This window comes from Mesorhizobium sp. M0174 (assembly GCF_040322275.1).
Lineage (GTDB): Bacteria > Pseudomonadota > Alphaproteobacteria > Rhizobiales > Rhizobiaceae > Mesorhizobium.
The window spans coordinates 88,637-115,636 of record NZ_JAMYTB010000005.1; the positions used below are offsets into that span (position 1 = coordinate 88,637).

General features: G+C 61.9%; 32 protein-coding genes and 1 tRNA gene. 19 read left to right on the top strand and 14 right to left on the bottom strand.

Annotated elements, in window-relative coordinates; all coding sequences use genetic code 11:
* Positions 1 to 2: 2 nt before the first annotated feature.
* Positions 3 to 989, bottom strand: a complete 987-nt coding sequence (cobS, locus tag NKJ13_RS12470) for a cobaltochelatase subunit CobS (protein ID WP_352777825.1) — start codon at positions 987 to 989, stop codon at positions 3 to 5.
* A gap of 123 nt (positions 990 to 1,112) precedes the next feature.
* Entirely contained in the window at positions 1,113 to 1,742 is a 630-nt protein-coding gene (locus NKJ13_RS12475; RefSeq protein ID WP_254816626.1) for a J domain-containing protein, read from the bottom strand.
* A 133-nt stretch (positions 1,743 to 1,875) separates the two neighbouring features.
* Between NKJ13_RS12475 and NKJ13_RS12480 the strand changes: the two genes are divergently transcribed.
* A complete protein-coding gene (locus NKJ13_RS12480; RefSeq protein ID WP_352687354.1) occupies positions 1,876 to 2,178 on the top strand; it encodes a BolA family protein in 303 nt (100 codons plus the stop codon).
* Position 2,179: 1 nt separating this feature from the next.
* On the opposite strand, the gene NKJ13_RS12485 is transcribed toward NKJ13_RS12480, so the two are convergent.
* The 4 genes from NKJ13_RS12485 to NKJ13_RS12500 are packed head-to-tail and all read right to left on the bottom strand — an operon-like array spanning position 2,180 to position 5,661.
* Positions 2,180 to 2,986 carry an alpha/beta hydrolase gene (locus tag NKJ13_RS12485; protein ID WP_352777826.1) on the bottom strand — a complete coding sequence of 269 codons (807 nt, stop codon included), beginning with the start codon at positions 2,984 to 2,986 and terminating at the stop codon, positions 2,180 to 2,182.
* A 40-nt stretch (positions 2,987 to 3,026) separates the two neighbouring features.
* On the bottom strand, positions 3,027 to 3,923 hold the full coding sequence (locus tag NKJ13_RS12490) for an HlyC/CorC family transporter (protein ID WP_352476244.1): 897 nt from the start codon (positions 3,921 to 3,923) through the stop codon (positions 3,027 to 3,029).
* Positions 3,920 to 5,062, bottom strand: coding sequence for a 3-dehydroquinate synthase (aroB, locus tag NKJ13_RS12495; RefSeq protein WP_352476243.1), 1,143 nt, complete (start codon positions 5,060 to 5,062; stop codon positions 3,920 to 3,922). The genes NKJ13_RS12490 and aroB overlap by 4 nt, the downstream gene beginning before the upstream one ends.
* Entirely contained in the window at positions 5,059 to 5,661 is a 603-nt protein-coding gene (locus NKJ13_RS12500) for a shikimate kinase (protein ID WP_352777827.1), read from the bottom strand. Before NKJ13_RS12500 ends, aroB begins: the two co-directional genes overlap by 4 nt.
* A gap of 158 nt (positions 5,662 to 5,819) precedes the next feature.
* Between NKJ13_RS12500 and NKJ13_RS12505 the strand changes: the two genes are divergently transcribed.
* From NKJ13_RS12505 to NKJ13_RS12525, 5 genes are all read left to right on the top strand, one after another.
* Positions 5,820 to 5,969, top strand: coding sequence for a hypothetical protein (locus tag NKJ13_RS12505; protein ID WP_023677884.1), 150 nt, complete (start codon positions 5,820 to 5,822; stop codon positions 5,967 to 5,969).
* Positions 5,966 to 6,883 carry a site-specific tyrosine recombinase XerD gene (locus NKJ13_RS12510; protein ID WP_352737946.1) on the top strand — a complete coding sequence of 306 codons (918 nt, stop codon included), beginning with the start codon at positions 5,966 to 5,968 and terminating at the stop codon, positions 6,881 to 6,883. Before NKJ13_RS12505 ends, NKJ13_RS12510 begins: the two co-directional genes overlap by 4 nt.
* 99 nt (positions 6,884 to 6,982) lie before the next feature.
* Positions 6,983 to 7,933, top strand: coding sequence for an acetyl-CoA carboxylase carboxyltransferase subunit alpha (locus NKJ13_RS12515; RefSeq protein ID WP_352471457.1), 951 nt, complete (start codon positions 6,983 to 6,985; stop codon positions 7,931 to 7,933).
* A 210-nt stretch (positions 7,934 to 8,143) separates the two neighbouring features.
* Complete coding sequence (locus tag NKJ13_RS12520) at positions 8,144 to 9,472, top strand: L,D-transpeptidase family protein (RefSeq protein WP_254817064.1); 1,329 nt, start codon at positions 8,144 to 8,146, stop codon at positions 9,470 to 9,472.
* A 5-nt stretch (positions 9,473 to 9,477) separates the two neighbouring features.
* The gene (locus NKJ13_RS12525; protein WP_352737949.1) at positions 9,478 to 9,747 is read left to right on the top strand and encodes a sulfurtransferase TusA family protein; all 270 of its coding nucleotides are present in this window, start codon (positions 9,478 to 9,480) and stop codon (positions 9,745 to 9,747) included.
* 167 nt (positions 9,748 to 9,914) lie between these two features.
* Here NKJ13_RS12525 and NKJ13_RS12530 read toward each other — a convergent pair whose 3' ends face one another.
* On the bottom strand, positions 9,915 to 11,069 hold the full coding sequence (locus NKJ13_RS12530) for a CobW family GTP-binding protein (RefSeq protein ID WP_352505062.1): 1,155 nt from the start codon (positions 11,067 to 11,069) through the stop codon (positions 9,915 to 9,917).
* A gap of 4 nt (positions 11,070 to 11,073) precedes the next feature.
* On the bottom strand, positions 11,074 to 12,252 hold the full coding sequence (locus tag NKJ13_RS12535; RefSeq protein WP_352505154.1) for a D-alanyl-D-alanine carboxypeptidase family protein: 1,179 nt from the start codon (positions 12,250 to 12,252) through the stop codon (positions 11,074 to 11,076).
* A gap of 270 nt (positions 12,253 to 12,522) precedes the next feature.
* Between NKJ13_RS12535 and NKJ13_RS12540 the strand changes: the two genes are divergently transcribed.
* The gene (locus tag NKJ13_RS12540) at positions 12,523 to 13,686 is read left to right on the top strand and encodes a M20 aminoacylase family protein (RefSeq protein WP_352505061.1); all 1,164 of its coding nucleotides are present in this window, start codon (positions 12,523 to 12,525) and stop codon (positions 13,684 to 13,686) included.
* Positions 13,687 to 13,701: 15 nt separating this feature from the next.
* On the opposite strand, the gene NKJ13_RS12545 is transcribed toward NKJ13_RS12540, so the two are convergent.
* The 3 genes from NKJ13_RS12545 to NKJ13_RS12555 all read right to left on the bottom strand — a co-directional run bounded on the left by NKJ13_RS12545 (position 13,702) and on the right by NKJ13_RS12555 (position 15,091).
* On the bottom strand, positions 13,702 to 13,992 hold the full coding sequence (locus NKJ13_RS12545; RefSeq protein WP_352505060.1) for a hypothetical protein: 291 nt from the start codon (positions 13,990 to 13,992) through the stop codon (positions 13,702 to 13,704).
* A gap of 120 nt (positions 13,993 to 14,112) precedes the next feature.
* Positions 14,113 to 14,643, bottom strand: coding sequence for a hypothetical protein (locus NKJ13_RS12550; RefSeq protein WP_352574899.1), 531 nt, complete (start codon positions 14,641 to 14,643; stop codon positions 14,113 to 14,115).
* A gap of 121 nt (positions 14,644 to 14,764) precedes the next feature.
* Positions 14,765 to 15,091 carry a DUF1330 domain-containing protein gene (locus NKJ13_RS12555; protein WP_023677873.1) on the bottom strand — a complete coding sequence of 109 codons (327 nt, stop codon included), beginning with the start codon at positions 15,089 to 15,091 and terminating at the stop codon, positions 14,765 to 14,767.
* A gap of 174 nt (positions 15,092 to 15,265) precedes the next feature.
* On the opposite strand from NKJ13_RS12555, the gene NKJ13_RS12560 reads away from it, so the two are divergent.
* The 11 genes from NKJ13_RS12560 to NKJ13_RS12610 all read left to right on the top strand — a co-directional run bounded on the left by NKJ13_RS12560 (position 15,266) and on the right by NKJ13_RS12610 (position 23,691).
* The gene (locus NKJ13_RS12560; protein ID WP_352505059.1) at positions 15,266 to 15,958 is read left to right on the top strand and encodes a winged helix-turn-helix transcriptional regulator; all 693 of its coding nucleotides are present in this window, start codon (positions 15,266 to 15,268) and stop codon (positions 15,956 to 15,958) included.
* Between the two features lie 47 nt (positions 15,959 to 16,005).
* Positions 16,006 to 16,082, top strand: a tRNA-Arg gene (locus tag NKJ13_RS12565).
* Positions 16,083 to 16,431: 349 nt separating this feature from the next.
* Positions 16,432 to 16,620 carry a DNA-binding protein gene (locus NKJ13_RS12570; protein WP_352505058.1) on the top strand — a complete coding sequence of 63 codons (189 nt, stop codon included), beginning with the start codon at positions 16,432 to 16,434 and terminating at the stop codon, positions 16,618 to 16,620.
* Complete coding sequence (locus tag NKJ13_RS12575) at positions 16,620 to 16,919, top strand: hypothetical protein (RefSeq protein ID WP_352737951.1); 300 nt, start codon at positions 16,620 to 16,622, stop codon at positions 16,917 to 16,919. Before NKJ13_RS12570 ends, NKJ13_RS12575 begins: the two co-directional genes overlap by 1 nt.
* A gap of 94 nt (positions 16,920 to 17,013) precedes the next feature.
* On the top strand, positions 17,014 to 19,353 hold the full coding sequence (locus NKJ13_RS12580; protein ID WP_352737953.1) for a phage/plasmid primase, P4 family: 2,340 nt from the start codon (positions 17,014 to 17,016) through the stop codon (positions 19,351 to 19,353).
* Positions 19,354 to 19,681: 328 nt separating this feature from the next.
* On the top strand, positions 19,682 to 20,077 hold the full coding sequence (locus tag NKJ13_RS12585; RefSeq protein ID WP_352449269.1) for a hypothetical protein: 396 nt from the start codon (positions 19,682 to 19,684) through the stop codon (positions 20,075 to 20,077).
* Positions 20,074 to 21,516, top strand: a complete 1,443-nt coding sequence (locus NKJ13_RS12590; RefSeq protein WP_352737955.1) for a terminase large subunit domain-containing protein — start codon at positions 20,074 to 20,076, stop codon at positions 21,514 to 21,516. Before NKJ13_RS12585 ends, NKJ13_RS12590 begins: the two co-directional genes overlap by 4 nt.
* 7 nt (positions 21,517 to 21,523) lie before the next feature.
* The gene (locus tag NKJ13_RS12595) at positions 21,524 to 22,048 is read left to right on the top strand and encodes a hypothetical protein (protein ID WP_352737956.1); all 525 of its coding nucleotides are present in this window, start codon (positions 21,524 to 21,526) and stop codon (positions 22,046 to 22,048) included.
* Positions 22,048 to 22,425, top strand: coding sequence for a hypothetical protein (locus NKJ13_RS12600; protein WP_352737958.1), 378 nt, complete (start codon positions 22,048 to 22,050; stop codon positions 22,423 to 22,425). The genes NKJ13_RS12595 and NKJ13_RS12600 overlap by 1 nt, the downstream gene beginning before the upstream one ends.
* Before the next feature lie 12 nt (positions 22,426 to 22,437).
* Positions 22,438 to 23,151, top strand: coding sequence for a hypothetical protein (locus NKJ13_RS12605; protein ID WP_352737959.1), 714 nt, complete (start codon positions 22,438 to 22,440; stop codon positions 23,149 to 23,151).
* A 12-nt stretch (positions 23,152 to 23,163) separates the two neighbouring features.
* The gene (locus NKJ13_RS12610) at positions 23,164 to 23,691 is read left to right on the top strand and encodes a hypothetical protein (RefSeq protein ID WP_352737961.1); all 528 of its coding nucleotides are present in this window, start codon (positions 23,164 to 23,166) and stop codon (positions 23,689 to 23,691) included.
* 52 nt (positions 23,692 to 23,743) lie between these two features.
* On the opposite strand, the gene NKJ13_RS12615 is transcribed toward NKJ13_RS12610, so the two are convergent.
* On the bottom strand, positions 23,744 to 23,920 hold the full coding sequence (locus NKJ13_RS12615) for a hypothetical protein (protein ID WP_352737962.1): 177 nt from the start codon (positions 23,918 to 23,920) through the stop codon (positions 23,744 to 23,746).
* A complete protein-coding gene (locus NKJ13_RS12620; protein WP_352737963.1) occupies positions 23,917 to 24,216 on the bottom strand; it encodes an HTH domain-containing protein in 300 nt (99 codons plus the stop codon). Before NKJ13_RS12620 ends, NKJ13_RS12615 begins: the two co-directional genes overlap by 4 nt.
* A 499-nt stretch (positions 24,217 to 24,715) precedes the next feature.
* Between NKJ13_RS12620 and NKJ13_RS12625 the strand changes: the two genes are divergently transcribed.
* The gene (locus NKJ13_RS12625) at positions 24,716 to 25,978 is read left to right on the top strand and encodes a tyrosine-type recombinase/integrase (protein WP_352737965.1); all 1,263 of its coding nucleotides are present in this window, start codon (positions 24,716 to 24,718) and stop codon (positions 25,976 to 25,978) included.
* A gap of 86 nt (positions 25,979 to 26,064) precedes the next feature.
* Here the strand turns inward: NKJ13_RS12625 and NKJ13_RS12630 are convergent, their stop codons facing one another.
* Positions 26,065 to 27,000 carry an alpha/beta fold hydrolase gene (locus NKJ13_RS12630; RefSeq protein ID WP_352704354.1) on the bottom strand — a complete coding sequence of 312 codons (936 nt, stop codon included), beginning with the start codon at positions 26,998 to 27,000 and terminating at the stop codon, positions 26,065 to 26,067.

Below are 27,000 nucleotides of genomic sequence, written 5' to 3' on the forward strand. Positions count from 1 at the left end.
GCTTAGCCCAGCACCACATTCGCCGCCGATTCCGGCAAATCTTCGCCGAAGGCGCGCTGGTAGAACTCGGCGACCAGCGAGCGTTCCAGCTCGTCGCATTTATTGAGGAAGGTCAGCCGGAACGCCATGCCGATATTGCCGAAGATTTCGGCATTCTCGGCCCAGGTGATAACCGTGCGCGGGCTCATAACCGTCGACAAATCGCCGTTGATGAAGGCCGAGCGCGTCATGTCGGCGACACGAACCATCTTGTTGACGATCTCCTTGCCCTTGCCGTCGCGATAATGCTTGGCCTTGGCCAGCACGATGTTCACTTCATTGTCGTGCGGCAAATAGTTCAGCGTAGTGACGATCGACCAGCGGTCCATCTGCGCCTGGTTGATCTGCTGGGTGCCGTGGTAGAGGCCTGTGGTGTCGCCGAGCCCGACCGTATTCGCGGTCGAAAACAGCCGGAAGGCCGGATGCGGGCGGATAACCCGGCTCTGGTCGAGCAGCGTCAGCCGGCCCGACGATTCCAGCACGCGCTGGATGACGAACATCACGTCCGGGCGGCCGGCATCGTACTCGTCGAAGCACAGCGCGACATTGTGCTGATAGGCCCAGGGCAGGATGCCGTCGCGGAATTCGGTGATCTGCAGCCCTTCCTTGACGACGATGGCATCCTTGCCGACGAGATCGATACGGCTGACATGGCTGTCGAGATTGACACGCACGCAGGGCCAGTTGAGGCGGGCGGCGACCTGCTCGATATGCGTCGACTTGCCGGTCCCGTGATAGCCCGACACCATGACCCGACGGTTGTAGGCAAAGCCGGCGAGGATCGCCATCGTCGTGTTCTTGTCGAACAGGTAGTCCGGGTCGATGTCGGGGACATGCTCGCTCGTCACCGCATAGGCCGGCACCACCATCTTGGAGTCGAAGCCGAATGTCTCCTTCACCGACACCGTGGTGTCGGGCAGGTTGGCGATGTCGCGATCGACCTTGTTCATCTCTATCAACGTCTCCACAAGCGAAACGCCGCGTTTCGCCGGCAATCGATTTTGTTCGGGGGCGGTCTTAGAGCCTTTTCCAACCTTATGAAAGTTGGAAAGCGACACGAACCGTATGGTCGCTCAGCACAAACCTGCCTGCTTGAGCACGCGATACGCCTGGAGCACATCGCGGAACCGGTCTTCCGAACCTCTGTCGCCGCCATTCGCATCCGGATGGTGGCGTTTCACAAGTTCCTTATAGCGCGCCTTGATATCCTTGCCACTTGCCTTTGTATCAAGGCCAAGCGTTTCCAGTGCCTTGGCCTCAAGCGGCTTGGCCTTGCGCTCGCGTGCTTCGCGCGGGTCCTTCGGGCCTTTGAACAGGTCGAAGGGATCGCGCATGCGATTGTAGTAGCCGGCACGGCCGGAACGCGCCTGGGCGAAGTCGGGCGAGGAGCGTGTCGAGGCGCCGTTGACGCCCATTTTCCAGGTCGGCCGGTGGCCGGTCATGGCTTCCTTCTGGAAGCGCGCGATCTCGGTATCCGGAACGCCCGAGAAATAATTGAAGCCCTTGTTGTACTCGCGCACATGGTCGAAGCAGAACTGGAAATACTCGCCTTCCTTCATCCGCCCGACCGGCGCGCGGTGGGTACCGGCCTCCTTGCAGCCATCCCATTGGCAGATCGGCGAACGCGACTTCAGCTCCGCGTCCTTCTCCGGGCGGATGCGAATCTTCTCGAAATATTTTGGGTACGGCTTCATCTCACCCATTTATGGGCCGTTCGCGGATGCGAAACAAGAATTGACATTTTCGCGATGATCGCCCTAACCGCTGAATCGCGGCATAAAACCGGCGAATGGCGAATTTTGTGCGATGACATAGATGTGGTGAAGGGAAGCGACGATGTCCATACAGGCAACGATGGAAGATAAGCTGAAAAAGGCGTTTTCGCCGGAACGGCTGGACGTCATCAACGAAAGCCATCTCCATGCCGGTCATCATCACGCGGATTCCGGCCATCACGCTGCCTTCGACGGCGCCGGCGAGACGCATTTCCGCATCCGCATCGTCGCGCCAGCCTTTGCCGGCATGAGCCGCGTCGAGCGTCACCGCGCCGTCAACGATCTGCTGGCCGAGGAGTTGAAGTCCGGCGTGCATGCCCTGGCGATCGAGCCGGCGGCGCCCGGCGAAAAGACCCGCTGGTAGATCAGCCGACGCTCGACCTCAAGAAGGCCATCACCGCTGTGGTCAATGCATCGCCCTCGGTGCCGAAGTCGCGATTGATCGACATGTGCGAATAGGCGCTGCCGTCGAACAGCGTGACCCTGGTTCCGGTGGCGCGCAGACGCCCGGCGAAGGCCTGCGCGTCCGCCGCGCGGGCTTTCGCCCGTGAATGGGCGATGAAGGTCGGCGGGTGCTTGCGGCCTTCCAAATAGGTGACAGGCGACAGCGCGCGCCACTGCGCCGGATCGGGAAAGGCGCGGGCATAGACCCCTGCCATGCCGCCGCTCCTGGCCAATGCCTCCAGGTCGTAAGCCCTGGTGTCGTCGAGGATCAGCGCCGCGACCCCGGGCAGGCCGCCGCGCAGGCCGGTCAATGCGACGAGATGGCAGCCGGCCGAATGGCCCATCGCGACGATCCGGTCCGGATCGCCGCCATGCCTGGCGATGTTGGCGCGGACGTAGCGATAGGCCAGTTCGACATCCGCCGCCTGGGTGGCGACGTCGGCCTCGGGCAGCATCCGGTAGTCGATCGAGACGAAGCAGAAGCCATTGTCGAGCAGGAATTGCGGCTTGGCATTGACGTTGCCGCGACTGCCGACCCGCCAGGCGCCGCCATGGACGAAGAAGACGACCGGCAGGCCGCTCGCGCCGTCGCGGGAATAGATGTCGAGCTTGGCCGGCCCATAGTCGAAGGTTTCGGGCGACGGCGAACGCAGCTGCAATGCCGCCGCCTGCCCCGGCAACAGCGCCGCCATCGACACCAGAAGCAGGCTTCGCCGATCGATTGTCATAGACTCCTGACTGCCCACGGCTGCCACACGGTGCGCACTGTCATTCGCCAAGCATCGCCGGCTTGATCCTCAGCCGCGCGATACGGTTCTTGTCGCGCTTCATGACGACGAAGCGCTTGCCGTGAAACGTAAAGGCCTGCTTTTCATCCGGGATCGACTGCGCCTCGTGGATGACAAGGCCGGCAATGGTGGTGGCTTCCTCGTCCGGCAGGTTCCAGTCCAGCGCCCGGTTAAGGTCGCGGATCGGCACCGTCCCGTCGACGACGACGGAGCCGTCGGCCTCCTGCTTGACGCCCTGGATATCGATGTCGTGCTCGTCGGCGATCTCGCCGACGATCTCCTCGATGATGTCCTCCAGCGTCACCAGCCCTTCGACCTCGCCATATTCGTCGACGACGATGGCGAAATGCGCCTTGCGGCGCAGGAAGGCGTTGAGCTGCTCCTGCAGCGTCGTGGTGTCGGGCACGAACCACGGTTTAGACGCGATCTTCATCACGTCGATCCGGGAGAAATCGTTGCCGACCTCGTTCAGCGCGCGCAGCAGATCCTTCGCGTGCAGCACGCCAACAATGTTGTCGAGCGAACCCTTCCACAACGGCATGCGGGTGTGCGGGCTCTGCAGGATCTCGCGAACCACCGCTTCGGGCGGGTCATCGGCATTGACCGAGCGCATATTGGTGCGGTGGACCATCACGTCCGACACTTCGAGCTCCTCGAGGTCGAACAGGCCGCCGATGCGGGCGCGGTCCTCGCGCACCACCTGGCCGTCGCGGCGGAAATCGTCGACGGCGCCGCGCAGTTCCTCGCGCGCCGAGCGCTGCGGCTCGATGCGCTGCAGCTCATAGCCGAAGGCGGCGAGCAGGTGCCGGCGCAGGACGAAGCCCAGCAGGCCTAGGCCGGCGAGCACTGCAGCCGCGATCCAGCCGGCCTGACTCATCCCGGGCGGCTTTCCTGCCGACCCGGATGGTTCTCCCTGAGGAACGCCAGCACTTCCGAGGCCGGCACATCCCTGGCGATGAAGGCCTGTCCGACGCCGCGCGTCAGGATGAAGGTCAGCGCGCCGCGCGACACCTTCTTGTCCTGGGTGATGAAGGAGAACAGCTGCTCGGCGTCGGGCAATTCGCCCGGAATGTCGGCCATGCGCCAGGGTAGGCCGACGGCGCGAAGATGCGCCTCGACGCGCGCCGCATCGTCGGGGCTCGCCAAATTGAGCCTTGAGGAAAAGCGGTGCGCCAGCGCCATGCCGATGGCGACGCCTTCGCCATGCACGAGCCGTGCGCCGTCATAGCCGGTCGCCGCCTCCAGTGCATGGCCGAAGGTGTGGCCGAGATTGAGCAGGGCGCGGTCGCCGGTCTCGAACTCGTCGCGGGCAACGACGTCGGCCTTGGCACGACAGGCCTCGGCGATGGCCGCAGCCCGCTCCGGCCCGCCGGCAAACACTTGGCGCCAGTTTTCTTCCAGCCAGGCGAAGAACTCCGGCCGGTCGATCAGCCCGTATTTGGCCAGTTCGGCATAGCCGGCGCGAAACTCGCGGATCGGCAGCGTGTCGAGCACTTCGGTATCGGCCAGCACCAGCTTGGGCTGGTGGAACACCCCGACGAGGTTCTTGCCGCGCTTGCTGTTGATGCCGGTCTTGCCGCCGACGGAGGAATCGACCTGCGCCAGCAGCGAGGTCGGAACCTGCACGAAATTCATGCCGCGCCGCGCGATGCCGGCGGCAAAGCCGGCCAGGTCGCCGATGACGCCGCCGCCGAGCGCGATGACGACGTCGCCGCGCTCCAGCTTGGCGGCCAACACGCCATCGACCACCTCTTCGAGATGCGCAAAGCTCTTGGTCTTTTCGCCTGGCGGCAACGTGATGACGGCATGTTGGATGCCACCGCTTGCCAGGCCGGCCGCAAGCGTCGCGAGATGCGCGGCCGCGACGTTTTCGTCGGTGACGACCGCCGCCCGCGTCCCCGGCAGACGGCGCGAAATCTCGGCGCCGGCGCGTGACAGCAGGCCGGGACCGATCAAAATATCGTAGGCACGCTCGCCAAGCCCCACTTCGACAGAGACCGTTGCATCGGCGCTCACGTCCGCACCTCGTCAATGTCGGCAACGCCGAGATGGCCGCGCAGCGCGTCCACCACCTCGGCGGCAATGATCTCCTTGCGGTCGTCGCGGGTCGGCACGGTGACATCGGCCGCGGCGTAAACCGGGTAGCGTTCCGCCATCAGCCGTTCCAGCACGGCGCGCGGATCGGCGCTTTTCAGCAGCGGCCGGTTCTGTTTCTTGGAAACGCGCTCCATCAACAGATCGATTTCGGCCTTCAGCCATACCGAAACGCCATGGCTGGCGATCGCCTCGCGCGTCTGCGCGTTCATGAAGGCGCCGCCGCCGGTCGACAGCACCTGCGGCCCGTGCTCCAGCACACGCAGGATGACGCGCTGCTCCAGTGCTCGGAACTCCGCCTCGCCATAGCGCTCGAACAGGTCCGGGACGCTCATGCGCGAAACAGTTTCGATCTCCTGGTCGCTGTCGATGAAGGGTAGTGCCAGCATCGCCGCCACCTTGCGGCCGATCGCCGTCTTGCCGGCGCCCATCAGCCCGACAAAGACGATGGAACGGCCGCCCAGCCGGCCGAGCAGCGCGGCATGGCTCTCGCCCGGAGGATTTGCTGGTAGCGCGTTCATGCTTCTAGGGCCTCTTTGGCGGCGTATCGACATCAAAAGCCTGTTTGCGTCAAGCGCGGCGCAACCGGGACTATGGGCTTCACCCTTGAATTGGCCGGATTGGCGTCTCATAAGGGCACAGGGTTGGAAATGCAGAATAAGACGACGGGCGAAAATTAATGCCAACACTGTTTCGCTTTGTCGTGACGCTCGCGATTCTGGCCGGCATTGTCTATGGCGCGATGTTCGCCCTGGTCATGTTCGTCGAGCCGAGAAAGGCGGAAATGAGCGTGCGTATCCCTCCGGAAAAGCTCAATCCCAAAAAATGAACAGCGCCGCCCGCATCGAAGCCTTCCTGGAGATGATGAGCGCCGAGCGCGGCGCGGCCGAAAACACGCTTTCCTCCTACCGCCGCGACCTCGAAGACGCTTCCGCCGGGATCGGCGGTGGGCTTGCCGCTGCCACCAGCGCCGACATCCGTGCCTATCTCGACGACATCGCCGCGCGCGGCTTTGCCGCCAGCTCGCAGGCGCGCAAATTGTCGGCGATCCGGCAGTTCTTCCAGTTCCTCTACGCCGAAGGCCTGCGCGGTGACGATCCGACCGGCACGCTGGACAGTCCGAAGAAAGGCCGGCCGCTGCCTAAGACGATGAGCGAGGCCGATACCGGCCGGCTGCTCGACCGCGCGGCGCAGGAGGCGATGGACCCCTCCATGCATGACGGCGACAGGCTGGCGGCGCTGCGCCTGCACGCGCTGGTCGAGGTGCTCTACGCCACCGGCTTGCGCGTTTCGGAGCTGGTCGGCCTTCCCGTGACGGTGGCACAGCGCGACGACCGCTTCTTCATGGTCCGCGGCAAGGGCAACAAGGAGCGCATGGTGCCGCTGTCGGCCAAGGCGCGCACCGCGATGCGGACATGGCTTGCCGCACGGGGGGCGGTGCCGGCTCTTGCCGACAGCCCGTTCCTGTTTCCGGCTGCCTCCGACAGCGGCTATCTCTCGAGACAGGTCTTTGCCCGCGAGCTGAAAGGGCTTGGCGCTCGGGCCGGCATTGCCGCGGCGAAGATATCGCCGCATGTGCTGCGCCATGCTTTCGCCAGCCATCTCTTGCAGAACGGCGCTGATCTCAGGGCCGTGCAGCAGTTGCTCGGCCATGCCGATATTTCAACGACGCAGATCTACACGCATGTGCTGGAGGAGCGGCTGATGCGTCTGGTCAACGATCATCATCCGCTTGCCGACTAGGCGTCATGTCGCTATGTGAGAACGACGTTCCACCGCGCCCAGCCTGCATTTTCAGGCTTGCGTCAGTCATTGCCTTCCGACTTGCCGGTCCGCCCAAGAATGTACAATTACCTCGATTTCGAAAAGCCTGTACAGGATCTCGAAGGCAAGATCCTCGAGCTGAAGAAGCTTGCCGAGAACGGCGAGGCGGTCGATGTCGGCGATGAGATCGCCCGTCTCGAGAAGCGCTCGCGCGATGCGCTGCGCGACGCCTACAAGGCGCTGACGCCGTGGCAGAAGGTGCAGGTGGCGCGCCATCCGGACAGGCCGCACTGCATCGACTACATCAAGGGCCTGCTTACCGATTTCACGCCGCTCGCCGGCGACCGCAACTTCGGCGAGGACCAGGCGATCGTCGGCGGCTTCGCCCGGTTCCGTGGCGAGCCGGTGGCGATCATCGGCCAGGAGAAGGGTTCCGACACGGCAAGCCGGCTGAAGCATAATTTCGGCTCGGTGCGGCCGGAGGGCTACCGCAAGGCGGTGCGGCTGATGGAACTCGCCGACCGTTTCCAAATCCCGTTGCTGACGCTGGTCGATACGGCCGGCGCCTATCCCGGCGTCAACGCCGAAGAGCGCGGCCAGGCGGAGGCCATCGCCCGCTCGACTTCGGCCTGCCTTGGCCTGAAGGTGCCGTCGATCTCGGTGGTGATCGGCGAAGGCGGCTCGGGCGGCGCCATAGCGATCGCCACCGCCAACCGCGTCTACATGCTCGAACACGCCATCTATTCGGTGATCTCGCCGGAGGGCGCCGCCTCGATCCTGTGGCGCGACACCACGCGGTCCAAGGATGCGGCGACCAATATGAAGATCACGGCGCAGGACCTGCTGGAGCTGAAGATCATTGACGCCATCATCGCGGAGCCGCTCGGCGGTGCCCATCGCGCCCCCGAAACGGTGATCGCCGCCACCGGCGACCTCATCGCCAGGACGATGAAGGAATTCTCCGGCGCCAACACCGACTTCCGCGAGCATCGCCGCGAGAAATACCTGGCGATGGGCCGCAATCTGTAACCAACCCAGGCACTAGGCCTGAAATGTGGCGGCGCGAACCAGTTTCGCCACAAAAATGCCGCTGCATTCGGCTCAGTGGGCTTGCCGTAAGGGGACGCGCCGCATTCTTGCGGTAAGGAATTTTCAAGGTTAACGGGCTTAGAGTCCGTCAGTGGTCGGTTTAGCAGCTGCGGCATCCGCGGCGCAGAGATGAAGACGATAGCCATATCCATGTTTGCCAAGCTTGCCCGCACCGGAGTCCTAATCGCTGCGATCGGCGTCGCCGGCTGCAATGACGCTTCGATGAAGGATTTTGCGCCGCAAGCCAACAAGCCGCTGCCGGACAAGATCCTGGCCGAAATGAAAGCCAAGGGGATGGTCCGCACCTCCTCGGTGATGGCCCGCATCTTCAAGGAAGAAGGCAAGCTCGAAATCTGGAAGGCCAAGACCAACGGCCGCTACGACTTGGTCGCGAGCTACGACATCTGCAAATGGTCGGGCAAGCTCGGGCCGAAATTCACTGAAGGCGACCGGCAGGCGCCGGAAGGCTTTTACACGGTCCGCCCGGCCCAGATGAACCCGCGGTCGAATTACCACCTGTCCTTCAATATCGGCTACCCCAACGCCTATGACCGTGCCAATGGCCGCACCGGTTCCAACCTGATGGTCCATGGCGCCTGCTCGTCGTCTGGCTGCTATTCGATGACCGACGCGCAGATCGAGCAGATCTACGCTTTCGGACGCGACGCCTTCCAGGGCGGCCAGACCGAGTTCCAGATCCAGGCTTTTCCGTTCCGCATGACTGCAGCCAATATGGCGCGCTATCGCAACGACCCGAACTACGAATTCTGGAAGATGCTGAAGGTTGGCTACGACAATTTCGAGGTCACCAAGGTGCCGCCGAAAGTCGACGTCTGCGAGAAGCGCTACGTGTTCAACCAGGTTGCAGCCGACGGCTCGACCTTCAATCCGACCGGCCCCTGCCCGCCGACCACTCAGCCCGATTCGCTGAAAAGCGCCATCAACGCCTATCAGAGCACCTATGAGGCGGCCTTCAACGGCGCCATAAAGGCCAGCGTGCCGGCGCCCAAGCCGACCATCGCCGGGATCAAGGAAGCCAGCATCGTTTCCGACTGGTCGAAACGGCGTGCCCGCGGCGAACGCGTGCCGATCGAGCCGCCCTCGCTCAACCCGGACGGCACTGTGACCGAAACAGCGCGCATGGGCCGCGTCGATTCGCCGGCGGGCCGCAAGATGGCGGCGCTCGACGCCGAAAAGGCTGCCAAGCAGAAGGCCGAGGAACAGCGGCTTGCCGCGATAGAAGCGGCGAAGGCAGCGAAAGCGGCAGCCAAGGCGCAAGCCCTGGCCGAGAAGGAAGCCGCCAAGGCGCAAGCATTGGCCGAAAAGGATGCTGCCAAGGCAGCGGCCGAAGCGCCTGTCGCGACCGCAACCGTCGCGCCATCCGCGGAGGCCGTTCCGGTCGCCGAAACGCAGGCTGCGGACGCCGAAAGCACGGCGACAAGGCTGAAGAAGAAACTGCTCGGCATGTTTGGCGGCTGAGGTTCATGCTTGAACAGGAAGATGGGGGCCAGGAAGACAGGCCCTCAACCAGCCCCGCCGCCGTCTACGACCTCAAAGGCTTGAACTGCCCGTTGCCCGTGCTCAAGGCAAAAAAGCGCCTGGCCGCAATGCAGCCGGGCAGCCGCCTGTGGCTCGAAACCACCGACCCGCTCGCCGTCATCGACATTCCCGCCTTCTGCGCCGAGAGCGGCCATCGGCTGGTCGAGACAACGGCGATGGCAGGCGGCCACCGCTTCCTGGTCGAGCGCGGCTGAGCGCGTGATCTCCCCCCTCGAGGGGGAGATGTCGCCGAAGGCGACAGAGGGGGTTGCCTCGGCTGGCGCGACGCCATGTACGACCAAAGAGAAAGTTGGCGCTTCACGCGCGGCAACCCCCTCTGGCCTGCCGGCCATCTCCCCCTCGAGGGGGGAGATCAGCCGCTTCACCGCCCGGCGATGGCCAGCGGATTGCTCTCCAGTGCCGCCCGGTCCGGCGTGTCGATCGACGGCTGGTTGGTGAAGGCGGCGAACAGCCGGCGGACATAGTCTTCCGGCATGTCGAGCGTGATCAGCACCAGCCTGGTGCCGCGCTGGCTGTCCGGCCAGGCCGGCAGTTGCACCGGCGGATGCAGGATCTTCTGCACGCCATGGATAACCAGCGGCCGCGACGGGTCTTCTGCAAGCTCGATGACGCCCTTCATCCGCAACAGGCGCTCGCCATGCGCCGAGCGCAGCAGATCGAGGAACATCTCGATTGCCGAAAACGGCACCGGCCCGTCGTGAACCAACGAATGCGAACGCACGCGGGAATCGTGCCTATGGCCATGACCATGATCATGGTGATGGTGATCGCCACCGTCATGCCCGTCGTCATGATGCCCGTCGTCATCATGCCCGCTGTGGTCATGCCGGCTATGGTCATGGTCGTCGCCGGCTTCTTCGCCCAGCCAACGCTGCACATCGACCGATTTGGTGGCCGGATTGTAGAGGCCGCAATCGAACAGAGTCGCGGCGCTTGCCTGACTCGCGTCGAGCACCACGGCGCCCGGGTTGAGCTGCCTGAGCCGCGCCCGCAACGCCTCGACATCGCCTGCATCCGTGGCCAGGTCGGCCTTGCTGAGCACGATACGGTCGGCGACCGCCACCTGCTTCACCGCCTCGACATGGGCATCGAGCGCCGCATTGCCGTTGACGGCGTCGACCAGGGTGATGACGCCGTCGAGCCGGAAGGCCTGGACCAGGGCCGGATGCGCCATGATCGACTGCAGCACGGGGGCGGGATCGGCGAGCCCGGTGGTCTCGACGACGACGCGGGCAAGCCGGTCGATGCGGCCGGTCTGCAGGCGGTCGACGAGGTCAGCCAGCGTGTCGACCAGCTCGCCCCGCACCGTGCAGCAGAGACAGCCGTCGGAGAGCTGGATGATGCCGTCGGAGGCCTGCTCGACCAGGAGATGGTCGATCGCCACCTCGCCGAACTCGTTGATGATGACGGCGGTGTCGGCGAGCGCGGGATCCCGCAGCAGCCGGTTGAGCAGCGTCGTCTTGCCGGCACCGAGAAAGCCGGTGAGCACCGAAACGGGGATCGGGAAGCCGGCCATGCGGCTAGTTCAGCGCCTTGGCCGGCTGCTGGACCTGCGCGGCGGTGGCGGATCCGGCCACAACTGGCTCGGCGCCGGCCGGCGGCGCCCGGTCCGGCCGCCATGTCGGCAGCGGCACGTCGGCATATTCCTGCCCGGAGGCGTCGAGCATCGCCTTCGGCTTCGGTCCCGTGGCGCCGCCAAGGCCGACGGCGATCAGCGTCGGTACATGGTCGAGCTTTTCCTGATAGGGCGATTTCGGCACGTCCTTGCCCTTGTCGCCGACGGCGGGTGCGGTTTCCGACTGCTCATCGACCGGCTTCTTCTTGCAGATTTCGTCATTCATGTCGTTGGCCGACATGGTGTCGCCATAGGCGGGCAGCGCCGCTACCGTCAGCCAGCTCGGCGCCGGCGTTGCAAAGCCCTGGTCGAGCAATTTTGCCGCCGCCTCGGCGCGGGTGACGGCCGATTGCTCGCCGAGCACCACGGCGACCAGGGTGCGGCCGTTGCGGGTCGCCGAGCCGACCATGTTGAACCCGGACGAGCAGACGAAACCCGTCTTCATGCCGTCGGCACCCGGATAGCGGCCGATCAGCAGGTTGTAGTTGGAGATCGCCTTCTTGCCGACGGCAAGGCCTTCGATCGAGAACCAGGGGGCATATTGCGGAAATTCCTTGCGAATCGCCATCACCAGCAAAGCGAGATCGCGCGCTGTCGTATACTGGTCCGGCGAATAGAGCCCGTTCGGATTGACGAAATGGGACCCGCTCATGCCGAGCCTCTGCGCTTCGGCGTTCATGCGTTCGGCGAAAGCCGCTTGCGAACCGCCGATATTCTCGCCGACCGCCATGGCGATATCGTTGGCCGATTTGACCAGCATCATCTTCAGCGCATTGTCCAACCGCATCACCGAGCCCGGCTTGAAGCCCATCTTGCTCGGCGGCTCGCCGGCGGAATGTTTCGTCACCTTGATCGGCGAATCGAGCTGGACCTCACCCGCGGCAATCGCACGAAACGCCACATAGGCGGTCATCAGCTTTGTCAGCGAAGCCGGGTACCAGCGCCTGAACGCCTCCTGGTGCTGCAGGATCTTGCCGCTGTTCAGGTCGAACAGGATTGTCGGATTGGCCAAGGCAGGCCCGGCCAGCGACGCAAGCGCCACCGTGCCCGCCACCAACAGTTTGAGGAAATGCCTGTAGCGCATCATGAAAACCGAAATAGCCTCTTGCCGCAGTCCCACCTGGCTCCGTAAGATTTCGTTACACGATCGCCAGGATAATGGTCCGGCCCTCTGTTCCCGGACCACAGTCGCGGTGCTATTTACTCTATGTGACGTCAACATGGCAAAGTGCTGCCGATCACAATGTGGAAGCAGCAGCACAATGCAAAGCAGCGTGCATGGTTGCAAGGCAACAGGCACAATTGCAAAGCAGCAGGCCAAGACCGCCTGCTCCAACAGCGAAATGGAACCATCATGCCGATCCTGAACCGAGCCGCCGAAATGCAGGACGAGGTGGCCGGCTGGCGCCGCCATTTGCACCAGACGCCGGAGCTGAATTTCGACGTCTTCAAGACCGCCACTTTCGTCACCGAGAAGCTGAAGGCTTTCGGCTGCGACGACATCGTGACGGGTTTGGGCAAGACCGGCGTCGTCGGCATCATCCGCGGCCGCCACGGCGAAGGCTCGACCATCGGCCTGCGCGCCGACATGGATGCCCTGCCGCTCAACGAGATCACCGGCAAATCCTATGCCTCGACCGTCCCCGGCAAGATGCACGCCTGCGGTCATGACGGCCACACCGCGATGCTGTTGGGTGCCGCCAAATACCTCGCCGAAACGCGCAATTTCGCCGGCTCCGTCGCGGTCATCTTCCAGCCGGCCGAAGAGGGCGGCGGCGGCGGCAACGAGATGGTCAAGGACGGTATGATGGAGCGCTTCGGTATCTCCAAGGTTTTCGGCATGCACAACATGCCGGGCCTGCCGGTCGGCCAGTTCGCCATCAGGCCGGGCCCGATCATGGCGGCGACCGCCGAATTCACCATCACCGTCAAGGGCCGGGGCGGCCACGCGGCGATGCCGCACGGCACCATCGATCCGATCGTCATCACCAGCCAACTCGTCGGCGCATTGCAGACGATCGCCTCGCGCAGCACCGATCCGGTCGAGGCGGTGGTCGTCTCGGTGACGAAATTCCACGCCGGCGATGCCTATAACGTCATTCCCGAGACCGCCGAGATCGCCGGCACCGTACGCACGCTGAAGAAGGAGGTCGCCAAGAAGGCCGAAGAGCGCATCCGCGCGCTTTGCCAAGGCCTGGGCGCTGCCTTCGGCGCGACAATCGAGGTTGATTACAATGCCAATTACCCGGTCACCTTCAACCATCCGGAAGAGACGGTCTTTGCCAGCGACATCGCGGCCGACGTCGCCGGCGACAGCTATGTGCACCGCGCGATCCAGCCGGTGATGGGCGGCGAGGATTTCTCCTACATGCTTGAAGCGCGGCCGGGCGCCTTCATCTTCATCGGCAATGGCGATACCGCCGGCCTGCACAACCCAGCCTACGACTTCAACGACGAGGTCATCCCGCACGGCATGAGCTATTGGGTGAAGCTGGCGGAAACAGCGCTGGCGGCGTAGCCGTTCGGCATTGGCTTACGGCCCGCTCTTCGGATCCTCGACCTCCAGCGCTTCCATGACCGGCGCCAGCTCGTTGTCGTCGGCGGGTTGCGGTTCTTCGCCTGTCCTCGCCTTCTTCAGGGCTGCCTCGATCGCCTCCTGGATATTGCCGAGTTCGTCTTCGCGAACCTCGTGGCCATAGCCGGCAGCGTCGGCGTCCTGCTCGAATTGCTGCGCCAGAACGGCGACGCTCACCTCGCTCTCGGCAGGCAAATTGCCGACATTCTCCTGCAGCCACGTTTGAAAGAACTCTTTGGTGGCGCTCATGCGGTGTCTCCTTCGGGACACTAAAGCGCGCCGGCGTCCCGAAAGTTCCGCTATCCCGACCTCTTTGGGGCCTGCTCCCACATTCGGCCAGGCGGCGTTGGCGCCGCCTGGCTCGGCTGCTTACTGGCTGACAGCAGTCGTCGGTTCGCACGACACGTTCGGGTTCATATCCGCGAACGCGCCGGTCGGGTTGCCCTTCCAGGCCCAGACATGCAGCTCATAGAACGGACCGAGGCCATAGCGATTGGGCGCGCTGTTGAAGTTGAACAGATGCCCATCGAGCGAGGCCGGGCCTTTCGAGGTGATGTATTCGACCGCGATCAGTTTTAGCGTGCCGTCGGCCATCGGCTCGTACATCACCGCTTCCGGCTTGGCGACATCGACAGCGTCGTCCTTGAGGTAGCCGGGATTGACGTAGTGGATGCCCATGGCGCCGCCGGTGATGCCGCTGGCGCAGGGGATCGGCGCATAGCCCTCGGCGGTCGCCGCCGCCACATTCTCGAAGCGGCTGTTGGCGGCGCGTACCTTGTCGGCCAGCGGATTGGGACCGGACGCGGGCGCTGCCTGATGCGCCTGCGCCAACGCAGTGCAGGCCGACAGCAGCGCCGCGGCAGCGAGAAGTCTATTGCGAAAGTTGATTGTCATAGTCATTCCATTCTTCTTGAAAAGCACAGCCCGGCTGGCCGCCGGAGGTAAGGAGGTCCGGCAGGTGGGCGCTGTGGCTGTTGTTGCTGGGAGATCCCTATCCCGATGCGACGAATGCAGGGGAAGATCATCCCTTCGGCAGATACGGGATCGTCCCAGCCAGATCGGAGTTGTCGATCAGCTGGAAACGGCTGTCGCTGCCGCCCTGACGGGCCGAAACGAACGGTGCGTAGGCAGGATCGTCGGTGAAGGCGCGCGCCGCTGCCTCGGTCGGGAACGCCATCAAGGCAATCAGCGTCGTGTCGAGCGGCTTGCCTTCGAGTGTCTTCACATTGCCGCTGCGCGACAGATATCTGCCGCCGTGCTTGTGAACGAGGTCGTGGACCGACGCGGCATAGGCCGGCATCCACTTCGGGTCCCTCACCTTGATGTCTGCGATAACGTAAGCGGTCATGGGTCATGTCTCCTGGTCGTGCACAGGGGTATCCCGTGCAGCGGCAGAGGGGTCGCACGGCAAGGGTCGCGCCAGCCAGTCCGCGATCTGTACTGGTGTGGTACAGTTTCTGTACTCGCCGCGTCGCTGGGAAAGGCCTATGGTTCCGGCGGAGTTTGAGGGGAAGGCAACATCGTGACCCAGTCCGGATACAAACAGTTCTGCCCGTTATCGATGGCCGCGGAGGTGCTGTGCACCCGCTGGACCATGGTTCTGCTTCGCGAATTGGTGGCGGGCTCGACCCGTTTCAACGATCTGCGCCGCGGCGTCCCCAAAATGTCGCCGACCCTTCTGTCGCAACGCCTCAAGGAGCTCGAGCTGGCCGGGATCGTCGAGCGCAAGGAGGTGCGCGGCGAGAAAGGCATCTTCGAATACCGGATGACCGAGGCAGGCAAGGATCTGCGTTCCGTTGTCGAGGCGATGGGCTTTTGGGGGCAGAAATGGGTCGAGTCGCGGTTGTCGCTGAAGAACCTCGATCCGTCGCTGCTGATGTGGGACATGCGGCGCAACCTCAATGCGTCGCCGCTGCCCGATGGCCGCACGGTGATACAATTTCTGTACCAGGAGCTCCCCGCCTCGAAACGGTCGTGGTGGCTGATCGTCGAGAAGCACGGCGAGGTCGACCTCTGCTGGTACGACCCGGGCTTCGATGTCGATCTCTACGTCTCGACCGACCTGCACACCATGACCGAAATCTGGATGGGACTGATCACCGTCGAGAAGGCCGGGCCGAAAGTCATCTTGACTGGCGACCAGGATATCGCGCGCAAAATGCAGACCTGGCTCGGCCTGAGTCCGTTCGCGGTGGAGCCGAAGCGAGCGGCCTAACTGCCTCTTGGCGAAACGATCCGAAGCGGTTATGTGTCGGGCCGCGTGGTCCCGTAGCTCAGTAGGATAGAGCGGCAGATTCCTAATCTGTAGGTCACAGGTTCGATTCCTGTCGGGATCACCACTCGCAAACCCATACAGCACAAGGCTTTGCGGAGATTTGGTGGCTCTTAAAATCTGATGATTTTATGTTGCGCGCCTACCGGCTACTACCGCGCATTACCGCGGTTTTGCACGTGCTAGCTGCGCTTACATGCAACAAATCATGCAACACCGATTCGGACCGTAGTACCGCGAACTTTTACGCACTTGCACGCACTTGCGATAATTACGCGGGCCGCTATAGTTGCCCCACGCCCATCCCTTTTGGGCGCCCAGACAGTCATATGGCCCGCCTCGAGCAAGGCCGCGCAACCCAAGCGCTGACTGTCTCAAGCCAGAACTGTCAGTGCTCAATTTCGGAGTACCGACACATGGCAAATACCGACCTTGATATTATCTGGGGTGCGAAGGCGATTGCCGACCTCCTCAACTGCGACGAGCGCAAAGCTTTCTACCTGCTGGAGAGCGGTTCGATCCCTGGCGCTCGCAAGCTTGCTGGGCGCTGGTGCGTCGCCCGCCAAAAGCTGCACGACCTGTTCCTCGGAACGGAGGCGGCGTGATGGATACGCCCGCACCTTTCCAGATCGTAGAACGACGCGGCATGATCGAGGAGCCTTGGTTCGACATATCGGTCAACGCAAGCCCAGGGCAGTTCAGCATCACGGACAGTAATCTCTTGTCCTTCGACGCCTTCCAACTGGAGCTTCTTCGGCACCGGAACATCGTTCTTCCCGCGATGACGCCCGATGAATGGACAGCAGCCGTCCGAAAGGCACTGCTCGCCTACAACGCGATGCGCGCCTACTTCAAAGAAAACGCCGGCCTCGGGGAAGAAGGCCGGCGTTCTGGAGAAGCATGAGCACTTAAAAAAGCACGTCCCGAGCTTGGGCAATGCTCGCAAAACGCTACCCTACTTCAACCTTGCGTTGCAACAGATTTTATTGGGTAGGGTAATGACACAACAGCCACTTGCCGTGGATATCGACGAGGCTGAGCGCTTTCTGAATATCATTGATCCAGAGGCAACATTCTTCACCTTCCAGACAATCGACGACAGTCCAAAGAAAGACCCGAAACTGGGGCGGGTGCTGAACGGCTCACTCCGCCAGTGCGCCCCCGAATTAATCAAGCTCAACAAGCTGGGTGCCGGTGTCTTCGTTACCATCAACGAGACGAATGGCGAGGGGCGCAAAACGGAAGACATTGTCCGTGTCCGCGCTGTCTTTGTCGATCTGGATGGCGCGCCACTTGACCCAGTGCTGAAGGATGTCTGCCCGCCGCAGGTGGTGGTAACGACATCCGAGGGCAAATGGCACGCGTACTGGTGCGTCGAGGGAATGGAGCTTGACGAGTTCCCTGCCGCCCAGCGCAAGCTCATCGCAAAGTTTGATGGTGACGAGGTGGTGAAGGATTTGCCCCGCGTCATGCGTCTGCCTGGTTTCTACCACCAGAAGGGCGAGCCACAGCTTGTCCGCATCTACAGGACATGGCTTGTCGAGACATACCCAGCAAGGCAGTTCAGGGGCGATCCGCCTGCCGCAGCCATCCCGCAAGTTGTGGACGCGGCGGACGATGACAATGGCGCGGCCATGCAGCTGGTGGAGAGTGAGTGTGCCAAGGTGGCGGCAACGCCAGATGGCAGCAAGAAGCGCAACGACAACTTGAACAAAGCTGCCTTCACGATAGGTGGGCTAGTCGCGAACGGCTACATTGATGAAGAGGACGCTCGGAAGCGACTTGAAGCAGCGGCGGATGAATGTGGCCTCGCTCGGAAAGAGTCGAGCAAATCAATTCAATCCGGACTGTCAGCTGGCAAGCAGCGCCCCATCACCCCCCGCTTGATCCTAGATCCGACAGACCCGATGCGTAGCGCGAGGAGCATGGTGCTTGCGCGCTACACCGACGACAAGGGGCTGCGCACGCTACAGCGCCACCGCAGCACCTTCTGGGTATGGAATGGCTCGCACTATGCAATTGCCGACGACGAGCAGATCGAGGCTGATGCGTGGGGCTTCCTCGCCGTCGCCTTTCAACCGGGCAAAGAGGGACTAGCACCGTTCAAGCCAAACTCTGCCCGCGTGGCTGATGTAACCAAGGCGCTGCGCGCCGCCGCGCGCCTACGCAACGACATTTCAGCGCCTGCATGGATGGACGCTGATCCCGACAAGCCGGCGTCAGAATTTATGGCAGTGAAGAATGGACTGCTTCACGTCTCGAGCGGCGAGATGTGGCAACCAACTGCCAGCTTCTTCAACACCAGTTCATCGGAAGTGTCGTTCAATCCCGACGCCTCCGCACCCAGCAGATGGCTGGCATTCCTGAAGCAAGTGTTTGTCGATGATCAGGAGGCGATAGACGCACTGCAGGAGTGGTTTGGCTATACGCTTCTGCCTGACACATCGCAGCAGAAAATACTCCTCATAGTAGGTCCACGCCGCTCAGGCAAAGGCACTATTGCCCGCGTGCTGACGCAACTGCTGGGACGCGACTCGGTCGCCGGTCCGACTGCATCGGGTCTTGGCGATACATTCGGGCTTGAATCGCTCATACCAAAGCCCCTCGCCATCGTGCCTGACATGCGGATTGGCGCAAGGACGGACAAGTCCACAGTGGCGGAGCGACTGCTGTCCATCTCCGGCGAGGACACGCTTACCGTCAATCGCAAGTTCAAGGACGCGTGGATTGGACGACTGAATACCCGCATCATGATTCTGACAAACGAGGTGCCCGCGTTCTCCGATGGTGCAGGCGCCCTCGCCAGCCGCTTCCTTGTCCTGATGATGGAGGTGAGCTTCCTCGGCGAAGAGGACAGAGGGCTGTTCGACAAGCTCAAGACTGAAATGGCTGGCATCCTGAATTGGGCGATGGAGGGGTATGAGCGTCTGCGACAGCGTGGGCACTTCATCCAGCCGTCACGCAGCGAGGCGGTGGTGGACGAGATGGAGATGCTTGCGTCCCCTGCCCGCGCCTTCGTGAAGGATTGCTGTGAGGTTGGTCCGGGGTTTGAAGTCACCATCGACGACTTGTTCGACGAGTGGGAGGCGTGGTGCCAGCGCTCCAATATCGACAGGGCAGGCACAAAGAAGTGGTTTGGACGCAATCTGCGCACAGCAGTTCCCGGACTGGGCAGTGGCGACACTGGCACGGGCAATGAACGCACTACCATCTACAAGGGACTGAGACTGACAGATGCTGTCGTGGAACGGCGGCACAGTGCCCAGCAGGCGCGATTAAATCGGGACGCGGTTGACAGTGGGAGGGACCCCTTTCACCCAGATGGCTATGGGCGGTGACGGTACACACCTCACAAACCGGGACATTTACACACCCCGTTGCGGCTTGCGCTTTTTCCCCAGTGCAAAATTTCCCACTCTAGGATCGGTAAATGTTGGGTGTTGTGCCGTGAGATGAAAATCTGGTCACTTCGCGCTTTTTATTGCAGCACTGGGCTTGATGCAGCTGGGCTAAAAGCTCTTGCTCGACCTACAGTTTTTGTATCCGTAGTACACATGTAAGCGATTCAAACTATTGCGGAAAAAGGTTCATGTTGCGTCGATGTTACAGCGCGCCCTAAGCATTGCACTACTTCAATCCACAGGCAAACTACACGGCAGATGCATAGTGGGCACACCCTATCCAGTCCCTAAGAAGACAAAAGGCAAAAGCGGCGTCGCAAACGGCAGCGCCCTGTTGCCTGGGGTCGATGGCCGGACGGCATGGTCCAAGCGCCTGTATGACGTCATCGCGCAGCACGTGGCTGATCTGGGCGGCCCCGACGCTATCGCCCAGAGCCAGTACATTATCATCAAGAGTGCCGCGCACATTGCCCTCGCACTGGAACAGATGGAAGTGCAGTTCGCCAACGAGGGCACGGTCAACACTGATGACCTCATGAAGTACCAGACATCGGCCAACTCGCTTCGCCGCCTACTGGAGTCGCTGGGCCTGAAGCGAGCAGCCAAGCCGCCCAAGACCATCGAAGACCACTTGGCGTCCAAGCGGCAGGGCGCAGCATGAAGCCTCTCATCTCCATGCGCGAAGCCCTTGCCGACCCGGACCTGTTCGGGACCATCCTCGAAGGCGACAGCTGGCAGGCATGGCGGATGCTCCTGATCGCCCTGCTGGGCGAACCGCTCACGGACGAAGAACGATCACTCTTCACGCAGCTGACGAAGCGCCACCACGAACCGCTGTCCCCTGTCGAGGAGTTCTGGGGCATCGTCGGACGCCGTGGCGGCAAGACGAGGGCGATGAGCGTCCTGAGCACCTACCTAGCCGGACTCTGTGACTGGAGCGACAAGCTGGTTCCCGGTGAAACCGGCAAGCTCCTGTACATGGCCTATAACGCCAAACAGGCCGGCATCGCTTTCGGCTATGCGCGGTCGACCTTCACCGACCTACCCCTGTTCCGGGAGATGGTGGAGAACGTCAGCGCCGATGTCATCAAGCTCAAGACCGGCATTGAACTGGAAGTGCGCGCCGCGTCGTGGCGCGGGCTGCGCGGCGTCACCAGTATCGGCGCAATTTTCGACGAACTGGCGTTTTTCCAGTCCGAGGAAAATAGCGCGAACACCGATACGGAAATCTTGAATGCGGTGCGCCCTTCGCTCGCGACGACATCTGGACCGCTGATTGCGATTAGCTCGCCGCACGCAAAGTCGGGTGAAGTGTTCCAAGCGGTTGAGCGCGACTTCGGTCCAAACGGTGATCCCCTTATCCTGGTCGCGAGGGGCGCGAGCCGCACCTTCAATCCATCATTGGCGCAGCGTGTCGTTGATCGCGCGCTGGAAAAGGATGAAGCCAAAGCGCGCGCCGAATATTTGGGCGAATTCAGGAATGATCTTGAGGCCTTTGTGAGCCTTGAAACAGTGCAGGCCTGCGTAGTTGCGGCACTGGCGGTCATCCTGCCCAACGCCCTGCGGCAACCTTACAGGGCATTCTGTGACCCGAGCGGCGGGTCAAGTGACAGCTTCACGCTCGCAATCGGTCATGACGGCTTAGACGATCAGCAACTGGGCAAGGATCTGATTGTTTTGGATCGGCTTGAGGAAGCGAAGCCGCCGTTTAAGCCTGAAGAAGTTGTCGCCAAGTTTTCGGCTATCCTGAAATCCTACGGCTGCGACAGCGTCTATGGCGATGCTTACGGTGGTGAATGGGTGACGGCTGCTTTTGAGCGGCATGGCATCCGATACCTGCGGTCGCCAATGACCAAGACCGAACTATTCCTCAACTTCCTGCCGATGCTGAACAGCCACAGCATTCAATTGCTGGACCACGGGAAGATGGTCGCGCAGCTCGTCGGTCTTCAGCGCCGCGTGACCAGCGCGGGGCGCGAAACAATCGATCACAAAGCCGAAGCGCATGACGACGTGGCGAACGCCGTCGCTGGGTGCCTGGCAGTGATCGCACAGGCTCGGCGTCAGACGAAAACCACCACCATAGCAATTCCGATGTGAGGCAGAAATGCGTAGCGGCGACATCATAAAATCACGGCGCGGGCACAAGTGGATCATCGGCTATGCGGTCGAGGAAGGCGCCTACGAACGCGCTCTCGGCAAGGGCCGTCACTTTTTTCTGATTCGCGCTATCGAAAGCGACGCCGGCCCGGTCTTGTTGTTCACCCTGCGCCCCCAATGCGACATCCGGAAGGGTTGGCAGCGCAACGACTTTGAAGTCGGCTATTCGTCAGCTGGATACCTGAAAGGTTCGGTGAGCCTTGTGCGGCAGGACACGCTCTATTTCGCGGTGCCCGCTACGGCAGACGTTCACCCCTTCGCGGAGACGCATGACGGCAAGATGCTGGTCAAAGCGTCGGGCTTCAACGACCTGTTCGTCGCGGTGCAATATGATAGCGACAGCGGCGGCTCAGACCACCTCATTTTGTGGCGATGGCAATTCGCGCTGCTGATGCAGCGTGACCGCGACGGCAAGCCGCCCATCGACTTTTCGCAAGCGCAGGGCCGCATAGCGCGCGCGGAGGAAATCTGATGGTTGCTGTCGGCGACATCGTTGCCCTGTCCGTAGCAGGATCAGGACAGCTTCGCTGGGTCGTGAGCGGGTTTCTCAGTAACCCGAGCGGGAGACGTGAGGCAAAGTTGGTCCGCAAAAACATGTACGGAACATACAGCAGCTACCAGCGGAACACGGAAGGGCTAATCCCGATAGAAACACCTGTTTTCAATTCGGGCGACAAAGTGTGGGTCGATGGAAATCGCGGCGAGTACATGAGTCGTGATGGCGACATTGCGAGGGTCATGTTGGCACCGCGCAGACGGCAGTTTACCGGCGTCGGGTTCATCGAGATCACGCCGGCCATTGCGACGGTCAGCTACCACTTGCTCGTAGTCGAAAATAGAAAAGTGTGAAGGAGAAAATCCATGGCAGTCAATGCACCTGTGTCAGTCGATGAAAGGCTGATCGAACAGTTTCACGCTGTCGATCCTGTCAGCCGCGAAAAGGTCGAGGACGACGATCTGGATGACCTCGCCAACTCGATCAAAGCGGCTCGCGAGGCGGCGCAACGCATCGTGAAGTTCGCTGACGTGACAATGCGCGACAGAACGCAGGTGCCTGAAGTCGGGCTTCTGCAAGTTCGAAACCACGCGCTGTCGTCGTCCGCCGCCGTGGCAACGAAACTCGATGCCGCCCGGGCGAGAATCGCTGCCGGACTGGAACAGTTCGAGAAGGACACAGCGGCTCCGGCGTTGTCGCCGGTCACTGCATCCGTTGAAGCTGAGTTCCGCGCCGCGTTCAAGACGATGACGGAGGCCCAGCGCAAGGCGGCTATCAACGACGCGTTCAAGACGCAGAACAAGACAGTGCTGGGTGCCGTTCTGCGCTGGCCGCCCTATCTCTCGGGCCTGACACCCGGCTACATGGGAATTGTGCGGCATCGTTACCGGAGCCAGTTCTTCGCTGCCCAGTATGAGCGGTCACGTCGCCTGAAAAAGGCGCTGGCACTGGCTGAGGCGCAGGGCGATGCATTCGTTGGCTTCGTCGAACGCGTCGCGAACTCGCCAGCCATTACGCTTGCTGAAGCCGCGATGAAGGCGCGTGAGGAACTGCAAGCCCTCTACCGGGACGCGGCATAAGGGAGGACGACCATGGCAAAGCCGTACGTGGACGAACATGGCATGTTCAGCATGCCAGTGTTGGTCAACTCGATGGACGACGTGCCCGACGACTTCAAGGAAGCTTATCGCGTCCATCCCAAGTACCCAGACCGCTTCATCCTGAACGACGAAGGGCGCGAGCTGAAGGCATGGTATGAGGGGGAAATGGATCGCCTTTCAACCGAGATCGAACGCCTGTCCGCCGGGCATGCGAAAGCCAAGCGGGATAGGGAGATGGTAGAGCGCTCGCTCGCCGCTGAAATTGCCAAAGCAGGTATCAAGCCGGGGCTACAGGAAGGTGTGGCGGCACTGCTCCAGCAGCGGAACAAGTTTGTGGTGCAGGCGTCAGACGACGGCAGCGGCGCGGTCGTGATAGCTACGTCAGCCTACGGCGGGTTCCCGGTGGAGAGGGTCGTCGCTAGTTTTCTGGAATCCGATGATGGGGTGGGCTACCGGCAGAAGCGCAGCGCGCCAACGGCGGGCAAGTTCGCCCAGAGGATCAACAGGCTGCGAGGCTGACATCAGCAACGGGGGCGCGGAGCTGTCGCCCAGCGCCCCATCGTTATCCGAGTCAGTTGGCTTCGGCGATGATCAGCACATACGGTTCGAAGGCGTTGGCTTCCTGAAAGACAACCTGGGCCTCAGCCACGGAATGCGACCGCCACTTACTTCCCATGCGGACTTCAATGTCGCCGCCCTTCGCATCGCGAATGGCCGTCAGCGCTTCAATGAGTTGCTGAATCGTCATTCCTTCCCCTCCGATGGGGCAGCGCTGACAACAGCGCCCTTGCCAAAGGCGGCTGCTTTGGCCTTTCCGCGCTTTGCAGCAACCACGCTGTAGCGCATCACGTCGTCCTTGAGGGCACCGGCAATTTCAACGCCGCTGCGCTTCACGTCGCCGATCAGCGAATAGGCGGCCTGCTTGCTGATCGAAAGTGCGTCGGCAATCTCTGCGACGCTAACAGCACCGGCATTCAGCATTTCCAGCACCCGGGATTTCTTCGTCTGCGGTTTGGCGGCTGCTACGTCTTTGCTCTTGGGCATGTGATGTTCTCCTGTCTAACACGTCCTTGATGGACGAAAAGCAGACTAGGATAAAATTCCTATGTGGTAGAGCGAAATCCCGTTGTCTATGGAAAACGTGTCAAGCCCTTGGCTGTGCACAAGTTCGTTTGAGGTGTGAATAGTGGGTATCAATGTCAGTTTGGCCTAACACGGGACCGGTTCATGTAATGTTCCGCCGGAGGGTAACGTATGGTGAATCACTTTCAACAAGGATTCGCCCCAGATGACGCCAGTTCAAATTTCCTACGTGATGATCGCACTCTCGTATTTAGCAGCAGCCTATGCGCTTTACTCCTCGCACTAGGCCCCGCACAGCAGCGAGCTTTGTGCCGCGCGCGCACTTGGGGCGAAGCGCATGCTTGTCGCGCTACAGGCGAAGGCTTTGGCCGGCGTCCCGCTATTAACCGCGTTAGACCCGCCCCGTTGCTGACCAACGGATTTTCTGCAACATTGCTGCTCCAGACAGGAGCACAGAGACATGAGTATTCGTAAGCGCACGTGGACCACCAAGAAGGGGACGTCCGAAGCCTATCTCGTTGATTACACCGACCAGACCGGCCACCGGCAGGTTCGACAATTTACGCGCCGCAAGGATGCCGTGGCGTTTCGGGACCAGACGGGGGTGGAGGTACGAAACAACTCACACGTCCCGCTGTCCGCTGACATCACCGTAGAAAAAGCGGGAGAGTATTGGCTCAAGCGAGCGAGGGACGATCTGGAGACAAAAACGGCGGATCAATACGAGCAGCACCTCCGCCTCCATATCGTGCCGTTCATCGGCGATGAAAAAATCTCGTGCATCGGTATTCCAGAAGTGCGCAAGTTCATGGACAAGCTGAAGGAGGCAGGCCGTTCGGGCGCGATGGTCAAGTCCGTCCGCACAAGCCTAAGCGGGATCATTTCCGAGGCCCAGGAACGCGGCCATTCCGTGCGCAATGCGGTGCGTGAAATGTCACAGCGCCGCAAGGGCAAGGAGGCGCGGCACGCTGCACGCCGAAAGGCCAAGCTTAAGATCGGTGTTGATATCCCGAGCCCAGCGGAAGTCCAAAGCATACTGGTGGAACTCAGCAAGCCTAATGCCGCCTACCGGGAATTGATCATCACCGCCATTTTCACGGGTATGCGAGCGAGCGAGTTGCGGGGCCTGCGCTGGACTGATGTCGATCTCAAGCACAAGAAGATCCACGTCACGCAACGCGCCGACGCCAACAACGAGATTGGCCGTCCTAAGTCGGAGGCCGGCGAGCGGACTATCCCTATGTTTGACTACGTCGCCAACACATTGACCGATTGGAAGACACGCTGCCCGAAGGGTGAGCTTGGGCTCGTCTTCCCCACGCAGAACGGCACCGTGCAGCGCCACGAGAACATCGTGCGCCGCGGCCTTTGGGAGCCGCAGATCGCTGCCGGCCTGACAAAGCAGAAGGTGCTACGGACAAAGGGGCGCAAGCCGGTGCTTGATGAGAACGGAAAGCAACAATTCATCACGGTCGCGAAGTACGAGGGACTGCACGCGCTTCGACACTTCTTCGCTAGCTGGTCGATCAATTCCAAGTCGCGCGACGGAAGGGGCATGAACCCGAAGGAGGTGCAGGACGTGCTGGGCCATTCCACTCTCGCCCTGACAATGGACACCTATGGCCACCTGTTTCCGGCCACGGACGACGCAGCGGCTATGGCAGCAGCGGAAGCTGCGCTGCTTGGCCCCCTATCTGCAACAAAAGTGCAACAAATCAGCTAGCCCGCGCAAACGCTGGGGTTCCTACATCTTCCTAATCTGTAGGTCACAGGTTCAATCCCTGTCGGGATCACCACGTTTTCAACAGGTTACCAGACGGTTGCATCGGTGCTCGGCTGTGAACGCGCGAGGAAGTCGCGCACCAACGCAAGCGCCTCATCGAAATGGGTTTCCAATAGCCAGTGGCCGGCGCCATCGAGGAGATGGAGCTCTGCTTGCGGCAAGTCGCGCTTGTAGGCGCGGGCCGATGCGGCCGGCATATAGCCATCCTCAGGACCCCAGACGATCAGTGTCGGTGGTTGCCGTTCGCGCAGATAAGCCTGGTATTTCGGGAACCAGTTGAGGTTCGCCTCCAGCTTCTCCATCAGGCCGACCGCGAGCCGCCGACGGGGCGGCGTGTCCATCAGAGGCCAATGGAGTTTCCACAGATCCGGTGGCACGCGCTCGGCCACGGCCTCGCCAACCTCACCGATGAACTCGTGCCGGAAGCCCTCCTCGCTCACCGCTTCTTCCAGCGGGCGATGCTTGTCGGGCGTCTTGTCGTTCCAATACGCCTTGATGGCTGCGTATTTCGGGCCGAGCACGTCTTCGTAGATGTCGCCGTTCTGGATGATAAGCGCGGCAATGCGCTCCGGATAGGCGATGGCGTGGCGCAATCCGATCTGCGAGCCGTAATCGTGCAGCCAGAGCGCATAGTGGGACAGGCCGAGCGTGTCCGCGAAAGCCGCCAAAAACCCGGCATAGGTCTCGAAATCGTAGCCGAATGCAGCCATGTCGGGCGTAGCGCTATAGCCGAAGCCAGGAAAGTCCGGGGCGAACGTATGCCAGCGATCAGCCAGTCCGGGCATCAGCCTTCGAAACTGATAGGAGGAACAGGGATAGCCGTGCGGCAGCAGAAGCACGGGAGCGTCGGCCGGCCCTTCCTCGCGAAAGAAGACAGTAATTCCGTCAACTCTGATTTGGCGGTGTCGCAACTTTGCCTCCTCGATTGAAAGGCTCCGAAAATGACTGGTAACCTCCCGCAT